The sequence below is a fragment of the Bradyrhizobium sp. UFLA03-84 genome, from assembly GCF_002289535.1.
Classification (GTDB): domain Bacteria; phylum Pseudomonadota; class Alphaproteobacteria; order Rhizobiales; family Xanthobacteraceae; genus Bradyrhizobium; species Bradyrhizobium viridifuturi.
Genome location: NZ_NSJY01000003.1, coordinates 69,149 through 93,862, shown reverse-complemented (window position 1 = coordinate 93,862; position 24,714 = coordinate 69,149). Strand labels below are relative to the sequence as shown.

At 62.8% G+C, this 24,714-nt stretch carries 26 protein-coding genes and 2 tRNA genes; 17 read left to right on the top strand and 11 right to left on the bottom strand.

The window, feature by feature from the left end; translation table 11 throughout:
• Window positions 1-172: 172 nt before the first annotated feature.
• From CK489_RS00545 to tenA, 4 genes are all read left to right on the top strand, one after another.
• Window positions 173-571 (top strand): phasin family protein, encoded by a 399-nt coding sequence (locus CK489_RS00545; RefSeq protein WP_095730919.1) that lies wholly within the window; start codon window positions 173-175, stop codon window positions 569-571.
• Between the two features lie 257 nt (window positions 572-828).
• A complete protein-coding gene (locus CK489_RS00540) occupies window positions 829-1,266 on the top strand; it encodes a phasin (protein ID WP_050626002.1) in 438 nt (145 codons plus the stop codon).
• Between the two features lie 186 nt (window positions 1,267-1,452).
• Window positions 1,453-1,529: transfer RNA gene (locus CK489_RS00535), tRNA-His, on the top strand.
• Between the two features lie 369 nt (window positions 1,530-1,898).
• Complete coding sequence (gene tenA, locus CK489_RS00530; protein ID WP_095730918.1) at window positions 1,899-2,573, top strand: thiaminase II; 675 nt, start codon at window positions 1,899-1,901, stop codon at window positions 2,571-2,573.
• Window positions 2,574-2,602: 29 nt separating this feature from the next.
• Here the strand turns inward: tenA and CK489_RS42835 are convergent, their stop codons facing one another.
• Window positions 2,603-2,794, bottom strand: coding sequence for a helix-turn-helix domain-containing protein (locus tag CK489_RS42835; protein WP_095731171.1), 192 nt, complete (start codon window positions 2,792-2,794; stop codon window positions 2,603-2,605).
• Between the two features lie 116 nt (window positions 2,795-2,910).
• Between CK489_RS42835 and CK489_RS00520 the strand changes: the two genes are divergently transcribed.
• The gene (locus CK489_RS00520; protein ID WP_095730917.1) at window positions 2,911-3,111 is read left to right on the top strand and encodes a hypothetical protein; all 201 of its coding nucleotides are present in this window, start codon (window positions 2,911-2,913) and stop codon (window positions 3,109-3,111) included.
• 631 nt (window positions 3,112-3,742) lie between these two features.
• On the opposite strand, the gene CK489_RS00515 is transcribed toward CK489_RS00520, so the two are convergent.
• Window positions 3,743-4,237, bottom strand: coding sequence for an Lrp/AsnC family transcriptional regulator (locus CK489_RS00515; protein ID WP_095730916.1), 495 nt, complete (start codon window positions 4,235-4,237; stop codon window positions 3,743-3,745).
• 304 nt (window positions 4,238-4,541) lie between these two features.
• On the opposite strand from CK489_RS00515, the gene CK489_RS00510 reads away from it, so the two are divergent.
• Window positions 4,542-5,024 carry a GAF domain-containing protein gene (locus CK489_RS00510; RefSeq protein WP_095730915.1) on the top strand — a complete coding sequence of 161 codons (483 nt, stop codon included), beginning with the start codon at window positions 4,542-4,544 and terminating at the stop codon, window positions 5,022-5,024.
• A gap of 83 nt (window positions 5,025-5,107) precedes the next feature.
• Here CK489_RS00510 and gabT read toward each other — a convergent pair whose 3' ends face one another.
• Together gabT and CK489_RS00500 are read right to left on the bottom strand one after the other, a co-directional pair.
• Window positions 5,108-6,412 (bottom strand): 4-aminobutyrate--2-oxoglutarate transaminase, encoded by a 1,305-nt coding sequence (gabT, locus tag CK489_RS00505; RefSeq protein ID WP_095730914.1) that lies wholly within the window; start codon window positions 6,410-6,412, stop codon window positions 5,108-5,110.
• Between the two features lie 156 nt (window positions 6,413-6,568).
• Window positions 6,569-6,913, bottom strand: coding sequence for a tRNA-binding protein (locus tag CK489_RS00500; protein ID WP_095730913.1), 345 nt, complete (start codon window positions 6,911-6,913; stop codon window positions 6,569-6,571).
• Between the two features lie 178 nt (window positions 6,914-7,091).
• Here CK489_RS00500 and CK489_RS00495 point away from each other — a divergent pair, with 178 nt between their 5' ends.
• Window positions 7,092-8,561, top strand: coding sequence for an NAD-dependent succinate-semialdehyde dehydrogenase (locus tag CK489_RS00495; RefSeq protein ID WP_095730912.1), 1,470 nt, complete (start codon window positions 7,092-7,094; stop codon window positions 8,559-8,561).
• Window positions 8,562-8,581: 20 nt separating this feature from the next.
• Here the strand turns inward: CK489_RS00495 and CK489_RS00490 are convergent, their stop codons facing one another.
• Window positions 8,582-9,151 (bottom strand): PAS and helix-turn-helix domain-containing protein, encoded by a 570-nt coding sequence (locus tag CK489_RS00490; RefSeq protein WP_095730911.1) that lies wholly within the window; start codon window positions 9,149-9,151, stop codon window positions 8,582-8,584.
• Between the two features lie 197 nt (window positions 9,152-9,348).
• Here CK489_RS00490 and CK489_RS00485 point away from each other — a divergent pair, with 197 nt between their 5' ends.
• The 7 genes from CK489_RS00485 to CK489_RS00455 are packed head-to-tail and all read left to right on the top strand — an operon-like array spanning window position 9,349 to window position 16,536.
• Window positions 9,349-10,125, top strand: coding sequence for an ABC transporter ATP-binding protein (locus CK489_RS00485; protein ID WP_095730910.1), 777 nt, complete (start codon window positions 9,349-9,351; stop codon window positions 10,123-10,125).
• Window positions 10,122-10,856: an ABC transporter ATP-binding protein gene (locus CK489_RS00480; RefSeq protein ID WP_095730909.1), complete on the top strand. Its 735-nt coding sequence runs from the start codon at window positions 10,122-10,124 to the stop codon at window positions 10,854-10,856. Before CK489_RS00485 ends, CK489_RS00480 begins: the two co-directional genes overlap by 4 nt.
• Window positions 10,857-10,890: 34 nt before the next feature.
• Window positions 10,891-12,102 carry an ABC transporter substrate-binding protein gene (locus CK489_RS00475; RefSeq protein ID WP_095730908.1) on the top strand — a complete coding sequence of 404 codons (1,212 nt, stop codon included), beginning with the start codon at window positions 10,891-10,893 and terminating at the stop codon, window positions 12,100-12,102.
• Window positions 12,103-12,124: 22 nt separating this feature from the next.
• Entirely contained in the window at window positions 12,125-13,012 is an 888-nt protein-coding gene (locus CK489_RS00470) for a branched-chain amino acid ABC transporter permease (RefSeq protein ID WP_095730907.1), read from the top strand.
• Window positions 13,009-13,965: a branched-chain amino acid ABC transporter permease gene (locus CK489_RS00465; RefSeq protein ID WP_095730906.1), complete on the top strand. Its 957-nt coding sequence runs from the start codon at window positions 13,009-13,011 to the stop codon at window positions 13,963-13,965. Before CK489_RS00470 ends, CK489_RS00465 begins: the two co-directional genes overlap by 4 nt.
• A complete protein-coding gene (locus CK489_RS00460) occupies window positions 13,952-15,532 on the top strand; it encodes an amidohydrolase family protein (protein ID WP_095730905.1) in 1,581 nt (526 codons plus the stop codon). Before CK489_RS00465 ends, CK489_RS00460 begins: the two co-directional genes overlap by 14 nt.
• Window positions 15,529-16,536, top strand: coding sequence for a CobW family GTP-binding protein (locus CK489_RS00455; RefSeq protein WP_158226394.1), 1,008 nt, complete (start codon window positions 15,529-15,531; stop codon window positions 16,534-16,536). The genes CK489_RS00460 and CK489_RS00455 overlap by 4 nt, the downstream gene beginning before the upstream one ends.
• Before the next feature lie 50 nt (window positions 16,537-16,586).
• Here the strand turns inward: CK489_RS00455 and CK489_RS00450 are convergent, their stop codons facing one another.
• Window positions 16,587-17,897: an FAD-binding oxidoreductase gene (locus tag CK489_RS00450; RefSeq protein WP_245350206.1), complete on the bottom strand. Its 1,311-nt coding sequence runs from the start codon at window positions 17,895-17,897 to the stop codon at window positions 16,587-16,589.
• Between the two features lie 483 nt (window positions 17,898-18,380).
• Between CK489_RS00450 and CK489_RS00440 the strand changes: the two genes are divergently transcribed.
• Complete coding sequence (locus tag CK489_RS00440) at window positions 18,381-19,106, top strand: haloacid dehalogenase type II (RefSeq protein WP_095731169.1); 726 nt, start codon at window positions 18,381-18,383, stop codon at window positions 19,104-19,106.
• Between the two features lie 230 nt (window positions 19,107-19,336).
• Here the strand turns inward: CK489_RS00440 and CK489_RS00435 are convergent, their stop codons facing one another.
• Both CK489_RS00435 and CK489_RS00430 read right to left on the bottom strand, forming a co-directional pair.
• Window positions 19,337-20,707 (bottom strand): tyrosine-type recombinase/integrase, encoded by a 1,371-nt coding sequence (locus CK489_RS00435; RefSeq protein ID WP_095730902.1) that lies wholly within the window; start codon window positions 20,705-20,707, stop codon window positions 19,337-19,339.
• A 212-nt stretch (window positions 20,708-20,919) separates the two neighbouring features.
• A tRNA-Leu gene (locus CK489_RS00430) sits at window positions 20,920-21,004 on the bottom strand.
• Window positions 21,005-21,160: 156 nt separating this feature from the next.
• Between CK489_RS00430 and CK489_RS00425 the strand changes: the two genes are divergently transcribed.
• On the top strand, window positions 21,161-21,733 hold the full coding sequence (locus tag CK489_RS00425) for a disulfide bond formation protein B (RefSeq protein WP_095730901.1): 573 nt from the start codon (window positions 21,161-21,163) through the stop codon (window positions 21,731-21,733).
• Between the two features lie 138 nt (window positions 21,734-21,871).
• Here CK489_RS00425 and CK489_RS00420 read toward each other — a convergent pair whose 3' ends face one another.
• A complete protein-coding gene (locus CK489_RS00420) occupies window positions 21,872-22,957 on the bottom strand; it encodes an AbrB family transcriptional regulator (RefSeq protein ID WP_095730900.1) in 1,086 nt (361 codons plus the stop codon).
• A 121-nt stretch (window positions 22,958-23,078) separates the two neighbouring features.
• The gene (locus CK489_RS00415; RefSeq protein WP_050629811.1) at window positions 23,079-23,357 is read right to left on the bottom strand and encodes a PsiF family protein; all 279 of its coding nucleotides are present in this window, start codon (window positions 23,355-23,357) and stop codon (window positions 23,079-23,081) included.
• A 209-nt stretch (window positions 23,358-23,566) separates the two neighbouring features.
• Between CK489_RS00415 and CK489_RS00410 the strand changes: the two genes are divergently transcribed.
• Window positions 23,567-24,058 carry a hypothetical protein gene (locus CK489_RS00410; RefSeq protein WP_050629766.1) on the top strand — a complete coding sequence of 164 codons (492 nt, stop codon included), beginning with the start codon at window positions 23,567-23,569 and terminating at the stop codon, window positions 24,056-24,058.
• Between the two features lie 67 nt (window positions 24,059-24,125).
• Here CK489_RS00410 and CK489_RS00405 read toward each other — a convergent pair whose 3' ends face one another.
• Complete coding sequence (locus CK489_RS00405) at window positions 24,126-24,683, bottom strand: TetR/AcrR family transcriptional regulator (RefSeq protein WP_095730899.1); 558 nt, start codon at window positions 24,681-24,683, stop codon at window positions 24,126-24,128.
• Window positions 24,684-24,714: the final 31 nt, after the last annotated feature.

The window sequence follows — 24,714 nt, the reverse complement described above, 5'->3', positions numbered from 1 at the left end:
TTGGCGTTGTCAGTCAGAGGCGGCTGCGACAGCGTGTTGCGGAACCAGGGCGGCCGCGCGTCACATCTGTGAGTGCAGTGCCGCGATATTCTACCTGGTAGTCTACCCTGTATTCCACCTTGGGCCCGCAGGGCCAACCGGCGGGCCGATCACCAAGCGAGGGAGAGCGACCATGAGCGACAACGGGCGTGACCAGTTCGAGATTCCCAAGTTCGAGATTCCCAAGGACATGCGGTCGATGGCGGAGGCGAGCTTCGACCAGGCGCGCAAGGCTTTCGAGCAGTTCGTGACCAATGCGCGCGACACCGCCGGCAAGATCGAGGAGCGCAACGCCACGATGCGCGCCGGTGCCAAGGACCTGTCAGCCAAGGCTTTGTCCTATGCCGAAAAGAACGTGCAGTCCTCGCTCGAGTATGCCCAGTCGCTGCTCAAGGCCAAGGACCTCACCGAGGTGATGCGGCTGCACAGCGAATATGTGCAGGGCCAGATGCGTGCGCTCGCGGAGCAGGCCAGCGAAATGGGCCAGGCCGTCAGCCGCGCAGCGATGGATGCGGTCAGGCCGAAGAGCTGACAGGACCTCCGATCCGGGCCGGCTGGGCCGGCCCGGCGCGGTAACGCCATATTCCGTCTTACAAAAAATATGGCGTTGCACGCGATCTTACGTTGCGTTGCACAAAATTGACATGATATGGGTGTTTATTAGGCGCGCCCGACGAAGGGCACTCCCGTGAATCAAGGCAGCGTGATCCATTTCAGCGCTCCCGGCCTGCTGGCTCCGGGACGTCCGCAATGGTCACATCTACTCACCCGTTGCGAAGGATTACACGTATGACCAACCCGTCCGATCCGTTCTCCGCCTCGATCATCCCGTTCGAAGTTCCCGAGCAGGTCCGCGCGTTCGCCGAGAAGGGCGTGCTGCAGGCCCGCGACAGCTACGCCAAGTTCAAGGACGCTGCCGAGACCCACAACTCGACCGTCGAGGCCGTCTTCACCTCGATGAACAAGGGCGCCACCGCCTATTCGGCCAAGCTGATCGAGTTCTTCAAGGCCAACACCACCTCGTCGCTCGACTTCGCCCAGGAGCTGTTCAGCGTGAAGTCGCCGACCGAAGCGCTCGAGCTGTGGACGTCGCACGCCCGCAAGCAGTTCGAGACCTACACCGCGCAGGCCAAGGAATTGGCCGAGCTCGGCCAGAAGGTCGCCAGCGAGACCGCCGAGCCGATCAAGGCCAGCGCCGCGAAGTTCACCCAGCAGCCGGCCGCCTGATCGCGATCTGCCTGAGATAGCGAAAGGCCCGGGCCTTGTCGGTCCGGGCCTTTTTGCTGCCGCGGACCGTTAAGCGGCCCGAGATAAGACCGGAAATCGGCGCGTTAAGCGCTTGCCAAAGGCGGGCGTTGCACCTAGTTTCCGCCCGAAATCGCCGCCCCCTTTTGCGGGGCCGTGCGTCAGGATGCAGTTGTAGCTCAGTTGGTTAGAGCGCCTGTCTGTGGAACAGGAGGTCGGTGGTTCGAGCCCACCCAACTGTACCAGCAAAATCAACAACTTATTGTAGTCTACGCGCGAAGCCAACGACCGGTAGCTACCATGTAGCTACCACGGCGACGGATACGCAGTCAGGTTCTAAAAAGCAGTCATTCGTAGTTACGGGCCACAGGTTCGAGTCCTGTTTGCGACATCACTCAACCTGATGAAATTGCCCCCGAGTCCTTGCGCGATTCGCGGTGTGATAACGTGGGAACGCAAGTCAGTCCCGGCGACCGACGGCATTCCAATTCCCTACGCCGTCGTACCGACTGATCGCGGCGGCCCCTCAAGGTCAGCGTTCACCCAGTTCGCAAGGTGCAATCGGTAGCGAGCCAAAGACGGTTCATGCAAAAGCAAGCCAGCCGGAAAAGATCGTGAGTTTCTTCGAGCGGTTAAAGGCAGAAGCATCCGCTGAGTGGCGGGCCTACACCGAGCATCCCTTCACGAGCGGATTGGCAGACGGCTCGCTCCCCGAAGCGGCGTTTCGTCATTACCTCGTTCAGGACTACCTGTTCCTCATCGAGTTTGCTCGCGCCTACGCGCTCGCGATCTACAAGTCGCCCAAACTTGCCGACATGCGTGAAGCAGCGGCCGGCCTTTCGGCCATCCTTGATGTCGAGATGAACTTGCATGTGAAGCTCTGTGCGGGTTGGGGCCTGTCCCTGAGCGATCTTGAACAAACCCGTCCGGCGGTCGAGATGCTGGCCTATACACGCTACGTGCTCGACGCAGGAATGCGCGGCGATCTGCTGGCACTCAAGGTCGCGCTTGCCCCCTGCGTGATCGGGTACGCGGAGATCGCAACGCGGCTCGCCTCGCGACCCGATGCGGATGCTGCGACGAACTCTTATCGCGTTTGGATCGCCGAGTACGCCAGTGTACCGTACCAGGAGGTCGCGGCAAAAGCGCGGGCGCACATGGAACATCTCGCCGATCTCTACGCCACGCCGGCCCGCGAGGCGGAGCTGATTGCGATATTCAAGGAAGCCACCCGACTCGAGGCAGACTTCTGGGAGATGGGCTGGCGCGCGGGCCAGCGTGTTGAATAAGTTCGCGCCAGTAAGTCATTCGGAAGACGTTAAGCGGGGCTTACTTCAATCGACTTGTGGGCGTCCGGCAGCGTTTTGAGCCATACTCTCAAATCGTCCGGCGGGACGATCGTACGCCTCCCGCGCTTCTTGGCCTTGAGATCACCGCTGCTGATCGCCTCGCGAATGGAGGTCAGCCCGATCCCGGTGAGGGCGCTTGCCTCCTCTGGTGAGGCCGACAGCCGTTCCGAGAGCGGTACCTTTCACGGATCGGACGAGCATATTGAGTCAACTCATAGAGAGTTGCGCCTCAATGCGGCTGTGCTAGTACGCCCACTCTCGAATCGAGGAGCTAAAAGTGGCGAAGAAAGCAAAGAAGAAGGCTACAAAAAAGAAACCTGTGCGTCGAGAGTACACAAAGGCTGACGTGAAAGAGCTGCGCGCTCACTCGAAAGCGAAGACTCCGGTTGCAAAAATTGCAAAGCTCACAAAGCGCTCCGAAGGCTCACTCCGCCAAAAGGCGCTCAAGCTTGGAATCCGGCTCGGTCACCAGCGCTAGAAGGCGGCATTAAACGCTCTTCAATAGAGTGTTCTCGACCAGAACGTTGTTGCAAATCGTCTGCATTCTCGTTGCTGTTGTCGCAATGATGTTCTTGCGCACTCATTATGACTCCAGCCGAGCAGCCGCAGTTGGCGGTTGAGAAGAACACCTTGAAAGGCTGAGCAGAAAAGAAATGGCGGCTATCACGTGGCGTTCAGGCGTACGAAGTAATGGCGCCTTGAGAGCCGCAGGGTGAAGGAGATTACTCAAAAATCTAGCGCGGGCGATTTCCTCATATGTGCGGCAGGATTCGAATCGGCAACCAGGGCCGTTATGAGAGGCGGGATTGGGATCGGCTTCGTTGATGTTGCTGTTTCTGGTGCGAAACCGATGCGGTCACCCCTGCTCGTTCAGACGTGTCGGGATTGATATCTATAGAAATCTATCGCCGAATTCTTTTCAGGATGATCATCGAGTGGATCGACTTGGTTCTCTCAAGGCTGAAACAGAGCCTCGATTCCTCTGTTTAGGGGAGTGCCATGCTGCACGGTCAGGCTATTGCCTGAAACAGCAATTTAAGATGGTTGCATCTCCGGCGACAACCGCCTGATCCGAAGCGACGTTCGGCTGGCAGACTGTGGCAATCGGCTCACGAATCGCTGTCGAGGAGCACCTTCAAAGGCAGGGCGTGTTTCACGATCGGCGACTTGAGAACGATGTAGGAGAAATACTTTTCAATTCCGACGTTGCGTTCGAGGAGATTTTCCATGCGCTCTTGATAGTGAGAGATGCTTCGGCAGACGAATCTTAGAAGATAGTCATAGCCACCGCTGACGAGATGACATTCCAAAAGCTCGTCGACGTTGCGCATATTGGCTTCGAATTTCACGAAATCCTCTTTGCGATGATCGACAAGCGTGATTTCGGTGAAGACCGTGATGCTTTCGGTCAGCTTCGATAGGTTGATCTGGGCGCCGTAACCCGTGATGTATCCCGCGGATTCGAGCCGCTTAACGCGCTGCAAGCATGGGCTGGCGGAAAGACCCACGGCTTCCGCTAGATTGGCATTGGTCATCCGGCCGTCCTTTTGCAATTGGACCAGGATGTTCAGATCGATACGATCGAGTTTCGGAGCACCGTTCAATGGATCGCCTCCAGACCACCGGCCGATTTTCGTATGGCTCGGATACCCTGTCGGCATTTCCCGGACGACGTCCGAAGTCCCCATGCCGAACGCTTCGTTCCGTTCAAGATGCCGGAGCAGGAACAAATATCGCGGAAGGTCGTAGGTCGAGAGAGGGTTCAAACACTTAAGTGTTCGATGATGGGGAAGTCCGACCGCGGTGGCGATAGAAGCTCATTGAGTCTCCGTCATTGAGTCTCCGTCATCGTCTTGGCGGTCATCTTTGAATTAGCTATCCGACGCCCGGATAAAGCGTAAGGTACTGATGATGTCTCAGCGAGCGCTTGAGCTCTTCTCGGAAGCCGCAGATCACGTGCGGTCCGATTTCGGCCCGGAAAAGGCATACGGGCTGGTCGAGAGCGCCCTGAGCGATCTCGTCAGCTTCAAGCTTTTGACGATTCTGCGTGTAGACGGCACTTTGGTGCGTCGAATGCACTCTAGCGATCCGGCAGGTTACTCCGTCGGTGGTACGAAGGACGTAGCGGCGGATGCATGGCTACGGGCCATGCTCGACGCCGGTCGTCCCGTCGTCAGCGGGACACCCGAACTGGTGCGGGAACGGTTTCCCGACCACGACGCGATATTTTCGCTCGGCTGCGGCGCGGTGCTGAATGTTCCCGTGGTGGGGGCGGGAGCAACGCTCGGCAGTCTCAACCTTCTTCACGAAGCGGGTCACTTCAGTCGGGAACACGCTTTGGTCGCTCGTCCGTTTGCGATGCTTCTGGCGCTGGCGTGGATCGCCGAGTAGCGGAAGGCGAACGACTTTCCGAGCCCGGCTCAGTATAGCGAGAAGCCGGACGCCTGCGAATCCGGCCCTCACGAGCTGACGACCTAAGCGACGGCCTTCATGCTCTCGGCCGAGAGCGCGGCATCGATGATCTCGACAGCCTTGTCCACATCGTCCTCCGACACGACCAGCGGAGCCAGAAATCTGATGACGTTGCGGTGAATGCCGCACTTGATTACCAGTAGCCCGCGCTGGCGTGCCGAATCGATCACGCGCTGCGTCCGATCCGGATCGGGCGTCTTGCTCTTTTGATCGGTGACCAGTTCGATCGCCTGCATTAAGCCCAACCCGCGCACGTTGCCGACGATCGAGTGCTTCTTCGCCAGATCGCGCAGTCCTGCGTGGAGCCGCTGGCCGAGCTTTTCAGCGCGATCGAGCAGACCCTCATGCTCGAAGGCTTCGAGTACCGCGAGCGCTGCGGCGCAACTGACCGCGTTGCCGCCGTAGGTGCCGCCGAGACCACCGGGCAGGGGAGCGTCCATCATCTCCGCCCGGCCGACGACGCCGGAAAGCGGAAAGCCGCCGGCCAGACTCTTGGCGACCGTCACCAAGTCAGGCTGGATTCCGGAGTGTTCGAAACCGAATAGCTTGCCAGTCCGTCCGAAGCCGGTCTGGATCTCGTCGGCGATGAGGACGATTCCGTGACGTTTCGTGATTTCGCGCAGCGCCATGAGGAAGGGTGCGGGTGCCGGCAGAAAGCCGCCGTCGCCCTGCACGGGCTCGATGATGATTGCGGCGACGCGATCGGGAGCGATCTGGGTCGCAAAGACCTCGTCAAGGGCTTCGAGCGCACGCTCGGTCGTCATGTCGCGATAGGCGTCCGGGAACGGGGTGTGGAAGATCTCCGAGGCGAACGGGCCGAAGTTCTGCTTGTAGGGCTGGCTCATCCCGGTGAGGCTGACGCCCAGCATGGTACGTCCGTGGAAGCCGCCCCTGAACGCGATGACGGCGGAGCGGTTGGTGTAGGCGCGAGCGATCTTGACGGCGTTCTCGACTGCCTCGGCTCCCGACGTCAGGAAGATGCTCTTGTAGGGCTCACTCTTTCCGACCAGCCGATTGAGCTTTGCGGCGAGCTCAAGGTACGGCCGGTACGCCGTGACCTGAAAGGCCATGTGCGTGACGTCCTTTAGCTGCTTCTCCACCGCGGCGACGACGCGCGGATGATTGTGCCCGACGTTGAGGACGCCGATGCCGGCGACGAAATCGAGATACTGATTGCCGTCCACGTCCCAGACGTGCGCGCCTTGAGCACGGGCAACGGTGATCGGGTGCGCGGTGAGCACACCGCGCGGCACATTGGCATGGCGCAACGCGGCGAGTTCCGCTGCGGTGGATTGAACGGCTGACATGGCGTGATCCCTTCCTGGTGTATCGGCCCGGCCACCGGAGCCGGCCTTGACGGGATCCTATGCACCTCGCATCGATCAATTTGCCGAAGTTGGCGTCCAGACAGCATGCTCTGTCGTCCTTGGATCGCCAAACCGCAGGCCGTGCTGCGGCGTGCCCTAGAAGGTCGGCTCGCCGACCGCGACACCGCTGCGTGGGCTCAGCACGATCACCTTGCCATCGACATCCTTCGCGCCGAGGATGAGAAGCTCGGACGTGAAACCGGCGATGTTCTTCGGGCCCAGATTGCAGACGCAAACAACTAGGGAGCCGACCAACGCTTCTGGGGTGTAGTTCGTGATCTGGGCGCTCGACCACATGATCCGATCCGCCCCGACGTCCACCCCCACTTTGTAAGATGGATTTCTCGCTCTGGGGAACGGCTGGACTTCGACGACCTTGCCGATCCGGATATCGAGACGCGCGAAGTCGTCGTAGGTGGCCAAGGCCTTGAGGTCGGTCATTCGTGTCACTCCGTGGATCGCGGGCGATTGGCGCGGAAGCTCATTAGACCACATCGCGGCAGCAGGACATTCCGTAAGAGACCCTCAGACGGCATTATCCGCGCGTCGGACCAGATTCATCGGCAGAGCCTGCCGGGACTACGGTGCCATGCTGAGAGCCTCAACACTGGAGGTCTCCATGTCGCTGCGCGAGCGTTTGAAGGATTCAAGTCTATTCCGTGAGCAGGCCTTCGTGGGTGGCGCCTGGGTCCACGCCGCTGCGGGCACCAAGATCTCGGTCATCGATCCCGCCACAGGCGCCGAGATCGGCACGGTGCCGGCCTTGGGTGCGGAGGAGACCAGACGAGCGATCCTGGCGGCCGAGGAGGCTTGGCCGGCCTGGCGCGCGCTGCCGAGCAGCGAGCGAGGACGGCTGCTGGAACAGTGGCGTCGGCTGATGCTCGACAACATCGACGATCTATCCATGATCATGACCGTCGAGCAGGGCAAACCCTTGACGGAATCGGCCGGCGAGATCCGGTACGGTGCCGGCTTCATCAAATGGTTCGCGGAAGAGGCGCGGCGGCTCTACGGCGACACCATACCTGCCCCGACGTCGGATCGTCGGATCATCGTCCTTCGCGAGCCGGTGGGCGTTTCCGCCGCGATCACGCCTTGGAATTTTCCAAACGCGATGATCACACGCAAGGCTGGGCCGGCCCTTGCCGCCGGTTGTCCAATAGTCGCCAAGCCGTCGGAACTGACGCCATACTCCGCGTTGGCCTTGGCGGTCCTCGCCGAGCGCGCCGACATTCCGAGGGGCGTGTTTTCGGTGTTGACCGGGATGCCTCAGGAGATCGGAGGCGAACTCACTTCGAATCCTTCGGTGCGTAAGCTTTCCTTCACCGGATCGACGCGCGTAGGTCAGCTCCTGATGCAGCAGTCGGCTTCGACGGTCAAACGCGTCAGCTTTGAACTCGGCGGCAACGCACCCTTCATCGTCTTCGACGACGCGGACGTCGATCTCGCCGTCTCCGGATTGATGGCGAGCAAGTTCCGGAACGGCGGCCAGACCTGCGTCTGCGCGAACCGTGTCCTGGTTCAGGACAAGATCTACGACAAGTTCGCCGACCGTCTGCTGGCCGCGACGTCGAAGCTAGTCGTCGGCAGCGGGTTGCGCGAAGGGGTGACGATCGGGCCGCTGATCAACCGCGCCGCAGTCGACAAGGTCCGCCGCCATATCGACGACGCGCTCTCGAACGGCGCCTCCCTGATGCTCGGAGGAAAGACGGGGGCTAAGGACCAGTTCGTCGAACCTACGGTCCTTTCGAACGCGAACGTCAATATGCAGTTGGCGAACGAGGAGACCTTCGGGCCCGTCGCTCCGCTGTTCCGCTTCAAGCACGAAGACGAGGCGATTCAGATCGCGAACGCGACCCCCTACGGATTGGCTTCCTACTTCTACACCTCGGAAATCAATCGTTCCTGGCGCGTCGCGGAGCGGCTCGAGTTCGGCATGGTGGGTTTGAACACCGGCTCGGTTTCGTTCGAAGTGGCGCCGTTCGGCGGCATCAAGCAGTCCGGCATCGGCCGTGAAGGCTCGAAGTTCGGCATCGACGAGTATCTCGAGATCAAGGCGTTCCACATCGGCGGGCTGACCGCCTCGTGAGCCGGGAGGCCGCGATACGATTAGCCGGTCAGAAGCCTTTGAACCAGGTCCGGCGTATTCGTCACGCTGTACTTGCGAAGCAGGCGGGTCTTGTAGATGTCCACCGTCCTCGGACTGATCCCGAGGGAAAGCGCCGCTTCCTTGCCGGTCTTTCCCTCGATCAGAAGGGCCGCGATATCGCGCTCGCGCGGCGTGAGGGAGCCGCCGATCGTAACCTTCTTCGGTTGACGGCTGGAAAGCTCGGTAAAGACCCACAGCGTATTCCGATGAGGATCCTTGGGCGTGTAGGTGAACCCGCGCACGTGGACCCAGAACAGTTCGCCGTCGAGGCGCCGCATGACGCGATCATCCGAGAACACCTTTTCTTTCGCGAGCAGCGGCCCGACCCGCTCGCCGGCGCTCGCGAAGTGGGTGTGGCTCGGATAGAGCCGCTCGAAGGTCGTGCCGGTGAATTCAGACGGTCTTCCGCCGAAGATCTCCGCGAAAGCCTTGTTGCAGGCGGTGATGACGCGATTGTTCGCGATGGCCTGGCCGACGGGCGCGTCCTGAAACGCGCGTCGATAGTCGATGTCGACGGACGCAGCTTTCATGTTTCTTCCCCGGCCTTCGTTCCGGCCGAACACTTAAGTGTCCGACACCTATAGCATTAAGTGTATAGGTCTGGATACCCTAACCGAATAGGTGATGGGTGGGAACATCTAATTAGAAGCGCCGGAAAAACCGGCGGTTCGGCGCAAAGGCGCGCCGAAACCCAGTCTCGCCGGGTGGAACGTCATGAGGTGTACCGATGACGACGTCAGCGTCGTTGCTTGAGGTGAGCGATATCAGGGCGAGTTTCGGCGGCGTTCGCGCGCTCGACGGCGCGAGCTTCTCCGTGGAGGCCGGCACCATCACCGGTCTGATCGGTCCCAACGGCGCCGGCAAGACCACCATCTTCAATTGCATCTCCGGTCTCGTCGCCGGCTTCTCGGGCGCCGTACGCTTCGACGGTGTCGACATCTCGCGTGCTCGCCCCGAAGTCGTTTCCCGATCCGGTCTTGTGCGCTCGTTCCAGCTCGCGCGCGGGTGCCCGCTCATGACCGTCTTCGAGCATCTCATGCTGTACGGGCCGCGGCAGGCGGGCGAGGGCGTGTTCCGCGCTCTGACGAATCCCGGCGCGGTCCGCAGACAGGAAGAGGAGTTGCGCGAGCGCTCCTACGCGGTCGCGAAGCGCCTGCGGCTGGATCACGTGCTCGACAATCTCGTCACTGACCTGTCCGGAGGGCAGAAGAAATTGCTGGAGATCGGACGGGTGCTTCTCGCGGAGCCCAAGATGGTCCTACTCGACGAGCCGATGGCCGGCGTCAATCCGACCCTCGTTGGCGAAATCGCCGAGCAGCTCGCTGCGATCGGAAAATCGGGAGTCACCATCCTGCTGATCGAGCACGAAATGGAGCTCATCGAGCGGCTCTGCGACGACGTCATCGTCATGGCCGACGGAAAGTTCCTGACGAGGGGCGGCTTCGACGAAGTGACGGCCGATCGCCGCGTGCAGGAAAGCTATCTCGGAGTGCAACTGCAATGACGACGCTGAACGCGAGCGCGGTCTGCGGCGGCTACGCGACCGCCGATTTCATCGTGAAGGGCGTAGATATCAAGGTCGCGCCCACGGATCTCGCCGTCATCATCGGTCCCAACGGCGCCGGAAAATCGACCTTCCTGAAACTGCTTGCCGGCCTCCTGCCGAAGCGGACCGGCGACGTCTCGATCGACGGGACCGCGCTTCCTGCGGGAGACGCCCATGCCGCCTGTGAACGCGGTGTCAGCTTCGTGCCGCAGGAGCGGAACGTTTTCGGCAGCCTTTCGGTCCAGGAGAACCTGGAGATGGGCGGCTACCTGCTGCGATCCGGGTTGAAGACTCGGATCGAAGAGCAGTTGAACCGATTTCCGATGCTGCGCGGACGGCTTCGCGACAAGGCGGGAAATCTGTCCGGCGGCCAGCGGCAAGTGCTGGCGATGGCGGTTGCTCTCATGACCAACCCGAGCGTCCTGCTGTTGGACGAACCTACGGCTGGGCTCTCGCCGGCGGCGGCGAAAGAGATCTTCGTGCTGGTCCGCGATCTTGCGGCGAGCGGACTGGCGATCCTCATGGTCGAGCAGAATGCGCTCCTGGCGCTCGAGTACGGCACTCGCGGCGTCGTCCTGGTCGCCGGCAAGAAGGTCCGCGATGCCGCGGCAGCCACGGTGATCGAGGACGACGAGATCAGGCATCTGTTTTTAGGGCGGGCCGCTCCGGCGGCCGCGCACCGACATTGAATCGTTGCAACCCGTAAACGGTGAGGAGTTGGACATGTCGAATTTGAATAGACGTACTTTCCTGCAGGCCGGCCTGGGCGTCGGCGGGCTCATGCTCTCGTCGGGCCTCACCCGCGCTTGGGCGCAGCAGGGCGATCCGATCAAGATCGGTCTAATCATCCCGCTCACAGGGGCGACCAGCCAGTTCGGCGCCACCATGGGCCAGGCGGCCAAGATCGCGGAGACCGAAATCAACGGAGCTGGCGGTGTGCGCGGTCGCCCGGTCCAGATCGTCATCGAGGACGACCAGAGCAACCCGGAAGCCGCCGTCCGCGCGGCGCACAAGCTGATCGATGTCGACAAGGTGGTGTCCATCGGAGGTTCGTATGCTTCGGCGGTGACGTCGGCCATCGCGCCGCTGTGCTGGGAAGGAAAGACGGCGCTGCTGACATCGTCGGGGGCCGACAGCATCACCAAGCTGCCGCACCAGGGCTACATCTTCCGAACGTCGCCCACCGTCACGCTGCAAGGCACCAGCGTCGGCAAGTACGCGGTAGAGCTCGGCGGCAAGAAGATGTTCTTCCTCGGCCCGCAGACCCCCTTCGCACAGTCGTACATCGACATCATCTCCGCGATCTTCGAGGCCGCCGGCGGATCCGGCAGCGGGCTGATCTACGAAGACAAGAAGTCGAGCTACCGGTCGGAGGTCGACCAGGCGCTCAAGGAGTCGCCGGACGTCATCGTGCTCGGCGGCTACGTTCCGGACACCTCGGTCGTCCTGAAGGACCTCTATCGCGCCGGCTATGCCGGCAAGAAGCTCGGCTTCTCGTTCGGCATCAACGATGCATTGACGAAGGCCGTTCCTGCCGAGGTCTCCGAGGGAGCGTATTCCTTGATTCCCTCTGCCGCGGAGAATTCGGAAGCCTACAAGCGGCTCATCGGCAAGATGGGCAGGGCTTCCCTCGATAGCTACTCCTGTCAGGTCTACGATCACGTCGTCCTGACGTCGTTGGCGCTCGCGCGCACCAATTCCGGCGCGGTGAACGGCACCGCGGTCCGCGACAATCTGCGCGCGATCTCGGCGGGAGAAGGCAAACGAACCGACGACGCCGTCGATGCGCTGAAGACCGTCGTCGCCGGAGGGCAGGTGAACTACGACGGTCCGAGCGGTCCGCTCGAGTTCGCCGACAACGGCGACGTGAAGGGCGTGTTCTTCCGCTACGAACAGGTGCAGGACGGCAAGCTCTCGCTTCGCAAAGTCGGCTGACGCAACGAAGAGACCGGACGCCATGTTGACCGACCTGTTGCAGTACTTGGTGAACGGACTGATCGTCGGCGCGCTCATCGCGTTGCCGGCGCTCGGTCTGACGTTGATCTTCAGCGTGCTGGGTTTCGTCAACTTCAGCGTCGCTGCGCAACTCACGGCCGGCGCGTATGCGGGCTGGCTTGCGAATACGACCCTCCATCTGCCTCTGGTGCCCGTTCTGGTCATCGCCTTCCTGGTCGCAGGGGCGCTCGGCGTCGTGACCGACCGCATCGCGCTCGCACCGATCCGACGCAAGCCTGGCGCTCAGACTCCGTTGATGGTGGCTGTCGTCTCGATTGCACTCAACATGGCGCTGGAGAGCGCCTATCGCTTCTCCTTCGGGAGCGGGTTGAATAGCTTCGACATGCCGATCGCCCGCGACATGAAGATCGGAGGCATCCGGATCGGCCTGCAGCAGCTGCACAATCTCGAGATCGCGATCGGGCTCGCCGTCCTTCTGGCATTGTTCTTCTCGCTGACCAAGCTCGGCAAGGCCATGCGCGCCGTCGCCGACAACGCCGATCTGGCCCGTCTCAAGGGCATCGAGCCGGTACGTCTCGCCAATCTCGCCACGTTCATCGGTATGGGGCTTGCGGGTGTCGGCGGGGCGCTGCTTGCGATCGATACCAGCGTCGACCCGTCGACCGGTTCCAGGCTGATCCTCCTGATCTTTGCCGGCAGTGTCGTGGGGGGTCTGACGAGCCTTCCCGGTGCGGTCGCCGGCGCGCTCCTGATGGGGGTCATCGGCGAACTGGGTCTTCTGGTCCTCCCGCCGGTCTATCAGTCGCTGACGGCCTTCGTCGCGATCCTGATCACCCTGCTCGCGCGTCCGGGTGGCATCTTCTCCGGCGCATCGGGAGTCCGGAAATGATCTCCTATCTGATATTCGCCGGCACGATCGCCGGATTCTACTCTCTGCTTTCGCTCGGCCTGGTCACGGCATGGGGGCAGGGCGGACTGGTGAATCTCGGCCTGGTCGGGTTCGTGGGCCTCGGTGCGTATACGTCGGCGCTGCTGTCGGGCGCGGGCTATCCGATCTGGATCGATTGGATGGCGGCCGCCGCGGTTTCAGCAGCGGTTGGCGTTGCGCTTTGCTTCGTGGTCCGAAACCTGCGCGGCGACTATCTCGCGATCGTGACCCTCGGGTTCGCGGAAATCCTGCGCCTGGCTGAAACGAACGAAAAATGGCTGACGAAGGGCAGCGACGGGATCTCGGGAATCGTTGCGCCGTTCAAGACCCAACTGGGAGACAACTTCGCCGTCTTCTATCTCATTCTGACCTGGGTTCTCGTCGGCGTCGTCGTGTTCGTACTGAATGGGCTACTTCGAAGCCCCTTCGGGCGGGCGTTGCGCGCGGTACGCGACGACGAGCAGGTCGCGGCCGTGGCCGGAAAGTCTGTGCTCCGGCTCAAGCTTCAGGCGTTCGGAATTGGTGCGGCTCTATCGGGCCTCGGTGGCGCGCTCTATGCGCATTTCACCAGCTATATCGCGCCCGACGTCTTCATCACCCAACTGACCATCTACATCTTTCTCGCGGTCACCGTCGGCGGTTACACCCGCCTCGCCGGTGCCGTGATCGGCTCGGTGGCCCTGGTCGCACTGCTCGAGGCGACCCGCTTCGTCGCCGCGTTAGTCCCGGGCCTGGACGCGGTGCAGATCGCCTCGCTCCGCGAGTTCACGATTGCCGTGACCCTGATCGTCGTCATGCAATTGCGGCCCGACGGCGCGTTCCGCATGACCAATGAACGGTCGGGCTTCGGTGCTTCTCGCCCGGGTTCGGACGCTTGCCACGGAAAGAAAGCGGTACTCGATGACGCAACCTGATCTCGATGGTGCCGGCGAAGAGTTCGCCAAGATGTTCGCCGCGGGCGGCCTGCCTCAGGTCGAGGCCGCGACATCGCGGACCCGCGGGCAGGGGCCGTTCAAGCGGCTGGTACTGCGTGGCGCCTCCATCATCGACGGTACCGGTGCTCCTCCCTGGGGGCCCGCCGACGTCGTCGTCGAGGACGGACGGATCACGGTGCTGAAGAAGGTCGGCACGCCGAAGCTTCCGATCAATCCGGAGCGCCGTCCCGCTGCGGGCGATTTCGAGATCGACTGCACCGGCAAGTTCCTGACACCCGGCCTGGTCGATGCCCATGCCCACATCGGGGCGCCGTTCCATGCCGAGAATGGTCCCATGCCGAGCGCCGACTACGTCTACAAGCTTTGGCTGGCGCACGGAGTCACGACCATCCGCGAGACTGGCTGTTTCAACGGCCTGCAGTGGACGCTCCAGCAGAAGCAGGCGTCGGCCGAGCATCGCATCGACGCACCGCGCATTCTGGCCTACGCGCCCTTCCCGGGCACGAATGACTACGTCAAGACGATCCACACGCCCGATGACGCGCGCAATTGGCTTCAGGCGGTAAAGAAGCGGGGAGCGGACGGCATCAAGTTCTTCGGGGCTCCGCCGGCGATGATGAAGGCCGCGCTTGAGCAATGCGAAAGTCTTGGCTTGCGTAGTTGCTGTCATCACGCGCAACTGGCCGTCGGCAGGATGAACTCGCTGCGAACCGCGCAATGGGGGTTGACCAGTACGGAGCATTCCTACGGGATCCCCGAGGCGCTCCTGGACGGTCAGACGCTGCAATCCTTTCCGCCCGAGTACGACTACAACGACGAATACCTGCGCTTCTCGACTGCCGGACAGACGTTTCTGCAGGCTGCGAAGCCGGGGTCGCAGAGGTGGAGCGACGTCCTCCACGCATTCCTCGAGGCCGGTCACACCTTCGTTCCTACCTTCAACGTCTACGACGGCAACCGGGACCTGATGCGGACTCGCCGTGCGGACTGGCACGATCGCTTCACCGATCCGACCCTCTGGGCTTACTTCCAACCACAGCGCGGCGGACACGGCGCGTATTGGTACCGTTGGTCGACGACCAATGAGGTCGAGTGGCGCGAGACGTTCCGACTGTGGATGAGGTTCGTCAACGACTACAAGAACCTCGGCGGGCGCGTCTGCGTCGGCTCGGACTCCGGCTTTATGTTCCAGACGTACGGCTTCGGCCTCGTCCGGGAACTCGAACTGCTTCAGGAGGCCGGCTTCACGTCGCTCGAGGTGTTGCGGGCAGCGACCACGTGGGGCGCGGAGCTTCTCGGCATCCAGGACGACGTCGGAACGCTGGAAGTCGGTAAGCTCGCCGACATCCTCGTTCACGACGAGAATCCGCTCAACGATTTCAAGCTGCTCTACGGGACCGGCGCGATGCGACTCGATGACCCAACGGCGTCGGTCATGTGGAAGCGCAGCATCTCCAGCGTCATCAAGGAGGGTTCCATCTTCGATCCGGCCGAGCTGCTCGCCGACGTCGAGGAAATGGTCGAAGCGCGCAGGAGGGCGGCGTGAGAACCAGCTCGCCCACGACGCCGGAGTTCGTCCTGCTGACCGGAAGCCTCGGCAGCGGAAAGACGACACTGCTTTGCGACTATCTTTCGCTACCCGATTCCGCTGACGCCGGCGTGATCGTGAACGAGGCCGGCGAGATCAATGTCGACGGAGCTGTCGTGTCCTCCGGACGGCGCGATCTGCCGATGACCTTGCTCGGGAATGGTTGCGTGTGCTGTTCGTTCGGCGAAGATCTCCATTCGGCGATCGACGAGTTGCTCGCCGCTCGGCGGCAATCTGGTGCGGGCGAGTTCCGCCGAATTATCCTGGAGACCAGCGGCCTGGCTATGCCGGGCCCCATTCTGCGGTCGTTGATGCGCTATGACAGGGCCGAATATCGACTGCGTATCGTCTCGACGCTCGATGCCGTCGCCCCTCGCGCGGATGAGGTGACGTTCCCGATCCGGTCGGCACAATTGACCGCCGCTCAATCCATCGTCCTGACGAAGCTCGACCGGGTCTCTCATGGCGCGATCGCCGCAGCCGAGCGCATCGCCAGAGAGTTCAATCCGGCCGCCGTTCTGGTGACGACCGAGGACAGGTCGGCTCGCGCTCGCGCAGCATTTGCGCCAAGCGAGCTCGAAGCAAAGACGGTGGCGAGCCAATTTCAGGCGATCGCCACCACCGACCACGCACGGCTCGGCGTCTTCTTCGCGCAATGGCCGTGCACCGTTCCGTGGGCGGATTTGGGCGACTGGCTTGAAGATCTCGCCGGGCTTTGCGGCGATCGACTGCTGCGCGTCAAAGGACTGGTGTCGGTGGGGGGCGAGCCCCGACCGATCCTGATCGACGGTGTCGGTACGACGTTCGCGGAGCCTCGCTGGACGGACGCCGAACTCGCGGTGGGACGGGGCATCGTCATTATCGCCCGCGACGTCGGCCTTGATGAACTGACTGACATGTCGGGCGCCTATTCGTCGGATGTCAGGCCGTCTCTGAGAGCTACGTCGAGGCGCGCCGTCTGAACGCCACGGAAGGACGGTCGATGTCTCGCGGGCCAGAAACTCCGAACGTCTCAGCGGATGTTGTCGCGTTCGAGCGGATCGACGACCGCGCCGGCGTTCAGCAGGTTCGATGGGTCGAAGGCGGTCTTGATCCGGCGCATCGCGGCGACGCGTCCGGCATCGCCGTACTTCTCCAAGAGATGTCTCTTGAATCGGCCGACGCCATGTTCCGCGCCGAAGGTGCCGTCGAGGGAGGCCGCGATGTCGTAAAGCTGCAGCGACAGGCTGCTCTCGATCTCGCGGCTGAATTCGATCCGGTCGACGCCCGCGGGGACAAGAACGTTGTAATGGAGATTGCCGTCGCCGACGTGGCCGTAGACGGACAGTTCGAGGTCGGCGGCATAAGTCCGCACCTGCAAGCCCGCGAGCTCCAGAAAACGCTGAATGGCGGAGAGCGGAACCGAGATGTCGTGCTTCACCGACCCGTTACGGCGCTTCTCGCCCTCGGGAATTGTCTCGCGGACCTCCCACATCGCCGCGCGCTGGGATCCGCTTTGGGCCAGGTAAGCATCGTCGATCCACCCGGATTCCATCGCCTCGCCGAGAACGGCTTCCATCAACCCGTCGAGATCGAGATGGTCGGAGGAAGAGGCAAGCTCGATGAGGACGGCTCCGCCCGGGCCGGCCCCCACGGAGGGAGGATTGATCATTGCGTCGGTCGCGAGCGCGATCGACGTGGCCGTCATGAATTCGAACGCAGTGAGAAGGTCGGCCGACTGGCGTCGGACCAACGCGAGGAGTTCGGCGAGCGGAGCGCCTGCGGCGAGCTTCAGCCAGGCGGTCGCGCGGCGCACCGGGAGTGGCGCGAGCCGCAGCACGGCGCCCGTGACGATGCCGAGGGTGCCTTCGCTTCCGACGAAGCATTGCTTGACGTCGTAACCGGTATTGTTCTTCCGCAGCTTGCGCATATCCGAGACCACGGTCCCGTCCGACAGGACCGCTTCGACGCCGAGGATCAAGTCGCGGGTCATTCCGTATTTGACGACGGACAGGCCGCCGGCGTTCGTGCCGATGTTGCCGCCTATCCGGCAGCTTCCCTCCGCGCCGAGGCTGAGCGGCAACAGGAGACCTGCGGCCGCCGCAGCATCCTGCACATTCTTCAGGATGGCGCCGGCGTCGACCGAAGCGGTCATCGAGACCGGATCGATTTCGCGGATCCTGTCCATCCCCTCGAGACTGACGACGATCTGGCTTCCCGTAGCGTCCGGCGTCGCGCCCCCGCAGTAGCTGGTGTTGCCACCCTGCGGAACGAGCCCGACGCCGAGCCGCGCCGCCAACTTCACGATGTCCGCGACCTGTTCCGTAGTCGCCGGCTTCAGCACGGCGAAGGTCGTGCCGGTGAAGAGCCGGCGCTGATCCGTGGTGTAGGTGGCGATGCGCTCCGGATCGTCGACGACACCCGTCCGGCCGATAAGATCGCGAAACGCTTGGATGTGTACCGAGTAGGACATGCCGCTGCTCCCGATTGGCGTCGGGTGATCTTCGCGCGTTCGCGCGGCAGCGCTTGCCGTTCGACCTCAATTTCGAAGAAGGCTCTGCCGAATTCGCGTGATGTTCGGCAATTCCGACTTCCTGGGCATTGTATTGATCGCGTGCCGCGCTATCGATCGGTGTGCAGCGTGTTCGCGACGCCAAGGGAGCCAGGGGCTTGTTTCCCTAGAGCGTCACCCACTTGTCGACGCCGACGGCAGATTGTGCTGCGCCGGGGACGAATTCCGATCGGTTCTGCGTCTAGGCCCCTTCGGACGCGGGCATTCTGCCATTCACCTGACCTACACTGACAACATCAACGAGGAGACATGACCATGTTGCTCACGGATTTCGACGCTCTTACCTTCGACTGCTACGGCACCTTGATCGATTGGGAGAGCGGAATGGTCGAGGCCCTGAAAGGCCTCACGGATCGTGTGAAGCGTCCGCTCACGCGCGACCAGATTCTGGAGGCGCACGCGCGTCACGAATCGAGCCAGCAGAAATACACGCCGGCGAAGCGCTACCGCGACCTGCTGCCCATTGTCTTCAAGCGCCTCGGCGAAGAATGGGGCGTGCACGTCTCCCACGAGGATTGCGCCGAGTACGGCCGGTCCGTCGGAAATTGGCCGGCGTTCGAGGACTCCCCGGGAGCGCTTCAGTATCTGAAGAAGTACTTCAAGCTCGTCATCGTCTCCAACGTGGACAACGAGTCCTTCCAGGTAAGCAACCGCAGGCTCCAGGTGGAGTTCGACGCGATCTACACCGCCGAGGACATCGGCTCTTACAAGCCGTCGCACCGCAACTTCGACTACATGATCGAAAAGCTGGGCGAGATCGGCGTGAAGAAGGAGAAGATCCTGCACACCGCCGAAAGCATGTTCCACGACCACAAGCCTGCGAACGAGCACGGTCTGAAATCCTGCTGGATCTATCGCCGTCACGCCCAGGAGGGATTCGGCGCCACGATGAATCCGGGCCAGATGCCGCACTTCGACTTCCGATTCAACAGCATGCACGATCTCGTCAAAGCCCATCAGGAGCAATTGCGAGTGAAGTGATGCGTTCTCTCCCGTGGCGGTCGCCCCATGGCCGGGAATTTCGCAAGCGGAGCACTGAATTGGGTGCGCTGCTAGAGATGACGGCGCATTTAGTGGGCGCCGCATAGTGCGAGACGCAGGGCCCGGGCGGTGAGGTGGCGACTTGGACCAAATGTCGGTATCGGTGGTTGCGCTTCCCCGCAACCACCGAATCTTGCGATATCGGTGTAGGCGACCCGGCTTTAGGTGACTCACGCCTGCGCGCCTCCCTTGATCGGCGTCACCTTCTTGGGATCGAGCAAGTGGTCGATCCGATCAGCCCAATGCTGCATCAGCTTTGTGCGCGAGCCGATCAGCGCGAGCGGTCCGTGCTTCTTGTAGAGACCTTCCACAGTAGAGTTATCGAGATGCGCAAGCTGCAGCTCGACGACATCGCCATCCCATGCTTTGGCGTCCTTGATCTCTTCGTGGTGAGACAGGGTCGAGAAGGTGGTCCGGAATCCGTGGGCACAGTGATCTGTCTTGGTGTCTATCCCAAGCAGCCGTAATCGCTTGTTGAGCGTGTTGTTTGATAGCGGCGCGTCCTTCGAGCAGGAAAACGCGTATCGGCGACGGCCCGTTATCTTCTGAACGCTCCGCAGGATTGCGAGTGCCTGCCGTGACAAAGGCACAACATGGTCCCACCCGGTCTTCATCTTCAAGGCTGGAACAGTCCAGCGTTCGGCAACCCAATCGACCTCGGTCCACTCCATTTCATTGACCATGCCGGGGCGGGGAATGGTCAGCGCATTGAAGCGCAAGGCAAGGCCAACAACGTCACCAAACCTCGCTCTCGTCCACGGTGCGCTGATGAGCTTGAAAACGCGTGTCACGTCACGTGGTTCAGTGACGCCGGGACGCGGCGTCGAGATGTTGGCCATCATCTGCCCATTCAAGTTGCGGAATGGATTATAGCCGTCGCCTTCGACATCGGCATAGTCGCAGATTTGCTCACCGATACTGCGTACACGGTCGCGGGTTTCCAGCTTTCCCTCGGCTTCGTATGAACGCATGAAAGCGAGCACGTCCGGACGCTTGATCGCCTGCCTACTAAGCTTGCCGAACCGGCCCTTGACGTAACCGACGCGCAGCTCAAGGACCTCAATGGTCTTGGGATCGCGCACCGCGACAATCCTACCGCGTTTGACTTTCTCCACTTTCTTCTTCGCGAGCCATTCGTCGGCCCATTGCCCGAAAGACCGGGCGGCCGCCTGCCTGTGCTTGTCGAGCTGCTTCTCCGTGCTTGGGTCTTTGCCTTCCTTGAGCAGGTCTTTGGCCTTGTCGCGCTCCCGCCGCGCGTCAGCGAGCGAGAAGGTGCCATCCTTGCCGTTGCCGTAAGGGCCGATGGAGTATGTTTTCCGACGGGTGTGGAAGCGGTAGTCCATCCGCCAGAGCTTGGAGGCAGCGTTGCCGGGCCTGCTCTGGTCCGGGGTGACGAAGAGATAGAGGCCGCCGCCCGTCACGTCGGATATCTTGGCGGGGCTGCACATGCCATTGTCGAATTTCGGTCGGGCGGCGCGGCAGTCGACGTCTGTTTTGATCTGCTTGGGGTTGGCGCACGCGCCATCATTCTTGCCGGCCATCTGCTCAAAATCCCTCGTTCGGAATAGCGAAAGTCGCCGCGAACGTTTGTTCTCCAGATACCGTCAAAAATACCGACAGATCGGGCGGCTGGGATCGGATGAGAACAAACGGTGACGAACACCGATGTACGCGGACGAGCCTATTTTTCAAGGGTTTCCGCGCACTACGCGGACGGTTGCGGACGCTTGAGAACGGGCTTGAACAGTCTGGTTGGTGCCCCTGGCCGGAATCGAACCAGCACTCCTTGCGGAACTCGATTTTGAGTCGAGCGCGTCTACCAGTTCCGCCACAGGGGCATTCGCGATGATCCCGGCCCGGTAGGGCCGGGGGTCACGAAGCGCGGCGGACTATAGCGGGCGGCCCGTCACGGTCAACCCGCGCGGATGTGATTGTCCCGCGCCTCGACAGCGGTATTTCCACGCGATACGACCCGGTGCGGGCATGTGCGGGTCATGACCCTGCCGAATGATGCCCGCAGGAGGACCGCCGTGACGACCGCCACCGCCCATCCGTCGGATGCTTCCGCCACCGGCAATCCGGCGCTGACCTCGGCCCTGGCGATTGCCGTGATCGCTGCCGTGACCTTGGCCGGCGCCTGGTTCTTCCAGCTCGTACTGGAGATCCTGCCCTGTCCGCTCTGTCTCGAGCAGCGCTATGCCTATTACCTCGCGGTCCCGCTCGGCGCCCTGGTGGCGATCGCGGCCGCCCGCGGCGCGGCGCGTCCGGTGCTGCTGGCGGGTCTTGCGATCCTCGGCCTCGCCGCGCTCGCCAATGCCGGGCTTGGCGCCTATCACGCCGGCGTCGAATGGGGGTTCTGGCAGGGGCCGACCGATTGCACCGGCCCGATGGTGGATTTCGGCAAGGCCAGCTCGCTGCTGAATCAGCTCGACAAGGTCAAGGTGGTCCGCTGCGACGAGGTGCAGTGGCGCTTCCTCGGCATCTCGCTGGCCGGCTACAACGTGCTGATCTCGCTCTTGATGGCCGCGATCGCCGGCTGGGGTCTGGCGAGGGGCGCGAAGGCCTGAGGCACGGCTTCCCGTGATCCGTCATGCTGAGGAGGCCGCGAAGCGGCCGTCTCGAAGCATGCACGGCTACCAGCCGGGCCGTTCATCCTTCGAGACGCGCTTCGCGCTCCTCAGGATGACGGACTAGACAAGCCAAAGCTAATCGTCGACGTCGTCCTGCGGCCGTCCGAACAGATGGATGATGCCCGGCGTCGAGATGGTGACGAACAGAAACCGCGACAGGTGATGCGCGCCGACGAAGATCGGGTCGATGTGCAGCGTCAGGGCCAGAGCCAGCATTGCGTCCATCGCGCCGGGCGCGAAGGCGACCACGACGTCGGCAAGCCGTACGTGGGTGGTGAAGGCGATCACCGCGACGAACACGGCCGAGATCAGGATGGCGATCGCAAACGAGCCGAGCCCGGCATTGACGTGGCTGAGCAGGGTCGAGGTCTTCATCCGCGCGAAACGGGTGCCGATCAGCGCGCCGATGCCGACCAGCGCGATGTTGCGGAGCCAGGGCGGCAGGCCGCCATCGACCAGGCCCGAGCCGTGCAGCAGGCTGGAGGCGAGCATCGCACCGAACATCCAGCTGGCGGGGAATTTGATCCAGCGCAGCAGCAGCGAGACGCCGATCGATCCGGCGACGAGGGCCGTGAGGCCGAGCGGCGAGGCGACCGTGGTCGGCAATGGCGGCGGCGCCGCATGCGTCACCCCGGTCAGCGCCAGCACCAGCGGCAGCGCCGCGGTCAGGATGATGACGCGCATGGTCTGCACCACGGCGATCGCCGCGACGTCGGCGCCCTTCTCCGCGGCCAGGATCGTGATCTGCGACAGCGCGCCCGGGCTGCCGGCGAGGAAGGCCGAGGTCTGGTCCCAGCCATGGATGCGCTGAAGGTACAGGCTCGAGCCGAAGGTCGAGCAGAACGTCGCCAGCGCCAACAGAGCGATGGTGAGCGGATAGGAGCTCATGTGCTGCAGCAATTGCTGCGACATCAGCGAGCCCAGCGAAATACCGAGCAGCAGCAGCACCGATTGCGTCAGCACCGGCGGCACCGCGAGCGGCCGGCCGGCCAGTGCGGCGATCGCGACGGCGCACATCGCCCCCGAGATCAGGCCGCCCGGGAATCCCGCCCATAAGAACAGCAGCCCGCCGCCGGTGCCGATGACGAGAGTCTCGAGCCCGTTCAGAACTTTGCTGCGGTCGGGAATGGCCGTTGCCATCGAAGCGCGGATCAGGGTCACGCCGCCTTATGGCAAATTCGCAATCACGGGACAAATGCATCTCGCGATTGCAGCATTGCGCCCCGAATTCTCGGGGAATCCACCCTCCCCCTTCAGGGGAGGGTGGCAAGATCGTGCGATCTTACTTCGTTGCCGCCGGCGCGGCTGCGCCGCCGCCCGCCGCGTTCTTCTTGCACTCGGAGCGGAATTTCTTGCGCTCCTTGCCGTGCAGGCCCTTGGCGTCGGCCTCCTTCGAGCATTCCAGCGACTCGGCGGTACGCGGCTTGGCTTCCTTGGCCATCTTGGCGTCGGCCTTCGGAGCGGCGTCCTTGGCGGCGGGCGCGGCAGTCTGCGCGAAGGCGCCGCCGATCAGCAGCGCGGAGGCAAGGGCGGTCACGGTCGCAAGGGAGGAGATCTTCATCATGGGGCACCTCTGAGGAAAGGAGGCCGAAACGTTGCGCGGCGATGCTGAACCGTGGATGAACATGCGGTGGTCCCGCCGCCACAATATTTTAATGCTCGGGCGCGCCCGCACGTTGTCGCAAGTCGGGGTTGCGCTAGGATAATGGTCTTACGCCACTGCCCCCCAAGGGAAACCAGCGGGAAACCAGGGATGACGGGAGACCAGGGATGACCATTCAGACCAGATTGTTGTGTGTGATTGCGGTGTCGGGCTTTGCAGCCTTTGCGGCGAGCGCGCCGGCGCAAGCCCTGACCGCGCAGGAATGCAGCGCCAAGTACCAGGCGGCCAAGTCGGCCGGCACCCTCAACGGCCAGAAGTGGAATGATTTCCGCAAGGCGCAATGCGGTGCCGACGCAACCCCGGCTGCGGCGCCCGCCGCGCCGCCGCCCGCTGCTGCCGCGCCCGCACCGGCCGCGCCGAAGGTAGCCAAGCGGGAAGCCGCTCCGGCCGCGGCACCGGCAATGCCGGCTGGACCCGCCGTGTTTCCGAACGCGGTCGATCCCAAATATGCCAAGGAGACCGAAGGCAAGCAGCGCATGCACAGCTGCCTCGACCAGTACAACGCCAACAAGACCACGGGCGGTAATGGTGGCCTGAAGTGGATCCAGAAGGGCGGCGGCTATTACAGCGAATGCAACAAGCGCCTGAAGGGCGCCTGAGCCCTTCGCGATGCGTCTTCGACCAAGCGGCCGGCGTCAGCCGGCCGCTTTTCTTTTGGCTGTTGCTCTACTGGCCTTCCGTAAGCAGCTTGTCCGCCGATTGCGCCAGCAGTTGCGCGCGCTTGCGCGGGCCGCGCTCGAGAAACAGCAGGCTCTGGCCGAAGATGAAGCAGTAGAACAGGAAGGCCTGGGCATCGGCCTCCTCGGTCGGCAGCCCGGTGGCGCGATAGAGCTGGCCGACCTGCTTCAGGCGCGCCGCATCGACACTCGCGGCGGCGGCGGCGGCGGCCTCGTCGGTGCGCGCCCATTGCCGGATCGCGAGCTCGACCGCCATCGCCTCGGTGTTCATGCGCTCCGAATAGAGCGTGATGATCGACTTCAGCCGTTCGCGCGCGCTCGCACCGTCGAGGGCGGTCTGCTTCTCGATCGCGGCGATGCGGCCGTCGCGCCAGCGCGTCAGCATGGCCTCGAGCAGCGCGGCGCGATCCTTGAATCGGCGGTAGAAGCCGCCCTTGGTGACGCCGAGATTCTTCGCCAGCACCTCGACCCGCACGCCGTCGACGCCGCTATGGGCGAGTTCGGCAAAGCCGGCCGCAACCCAGGCATCGCCCTTGCTCTCAGTCATGTGATCTCCGCGGAGCCCAATGCGCGATCGG

Excerpts from the sequence above, each read along its gene's own strand:
- CK489_RS00545 (WP_095730919.1), top strand. The coding sequence starts at position 173 with ATGAGCGACAACGGGCGTGACCAGTTCGAGATTCCCAAGTTCGAGATT.
- CK489_RS00540 (WP_050626002.1), top strand. The coding sequence starts at position 829 with ATGACCAACCCGTCCGATCCGTTCTCCGCCTCGATCATCCCGTTCGAA.
- CK489_RS00510 (WP_095730915.1), top strand. The coding sequence starts at position 4,542 with ATGATGTCTCAGCGAGCGCTTGAGCTCTTCTCGGAAGCCGCAGATCAC.
- gabT (WP_095730914.1), bottom strand. The coding sequence starts at position 6,412 with ATGTCAGCCGTTCAATCCACCGCAGCGGAACTCGCCGCGTTGCGCCAT.
- CK489_RS00500 (WP_095730913.1), bottom strand. The coding sequence starts at position 6,913 with ATGACCGACCTCAAGGCCTTGGCCACCTACGACGACTTCGCGCGTCTC.
- CK489_RS00495 (WP_095730912.1), top strand. The coding sequence starts at position 7,092 with ATGTCGCTGCGCGAGCGTTTGAAGGATTCAAGTCTATTCCGTGAGCAG.
- CK489_RS00490 (WP_095730911.1), bottom strand. The coding sequence starts at position 9,151 with ATGAAAGCTGCGTCCGTCGACATCGACTATCGACGCGCGTTTCAGGAC.
- CK489_RS00485 (WP_095730910.1), top strand. The coding sequence starts at position 9,349 with ATGACGACGTCAGCGTCGTTGCTTGAGGTGAGCGATATCAGGGCGAGT.
- CK489_RS00480 (WP_095730909.1), top strand. The coding sequence starts at position 10,122 with ATGACGACGCTGAACGCGAGCGCGGTCTGCGGCGGCTACGCGACCGCC.
- CK489_RS00475 (WP_095730908.1), top strand. The coding sequence starts at position 10,891 with ATGTCGAATTTGAATAGACGTACTTTCCTGCAGGCCGGCCTGGGCGTC.
- CK489_RS00470 (WP_095730907.1), top strand. The coding sequence starts at position 12,125 with ATGTTGACCGACCTGTTGCAGTACTTGGTGAACGGACTGATCGTCGGC.
- CK489_RS00465 (WP_095730906.1), top strand. The coding sequence starts at position 13,009 with ATGATCTCCTATCTGATATTCGCCGGCACGATCGCCGGATTCTACTCT.
- CK489_RS00460 (WP_095730905.1), top strand. The coding sequence starts at position 13,952 with ATGACGCAACCTGATCTCGATGGTGCCGGCGAAGAGTTCGCCAAGATG.
- CK489_RS00440 (WP_095731169.1), top strand. The coding sequence starts at position 18,381 with ATGTTGCTCACGGATTTCGACGCTCTTACCTTCGACTGCTACGGCACC.
- CK489_RS00435 (WP_095730902.1), bottom strand. The coding sequence starts at position 20,707 with ATGGCCGGCAAGAATGATGGCGCGTGCGCCAACCCCAAGCAGATCAAA.
- CK489_RS00425 (WP_095730901.1), top strand. The coding sequence starts at position 21,161 with ATGACCCTGCCGAATGATGCCCGCAGGAGGACCGCCGTGACGACCGCC.
- CK489_RS00415 (WP_050629811.1), bottom strand. The coding sequence starts at position 23,357 with ATGAAGATCTCCTCCCTTGCGACCGTGACCGCCCTTGCCTCCGCGCTG.
- CK489_RS00410 (WP_050629766.1), top strand. The coding sequence starts at position 23,567 with ATGACCATTCAGACCAGATTGTTGTGTGTGATTGCGGTGTCGGGCTTT.
- CK489_RS00405 (WP_095730899.1), bottom strand. The coding sequence starts at position 24,683 with ATGACTGAGAGCAAGGGCGATGCCTGGGTTGCGGCCGGCTTTGCCGAA.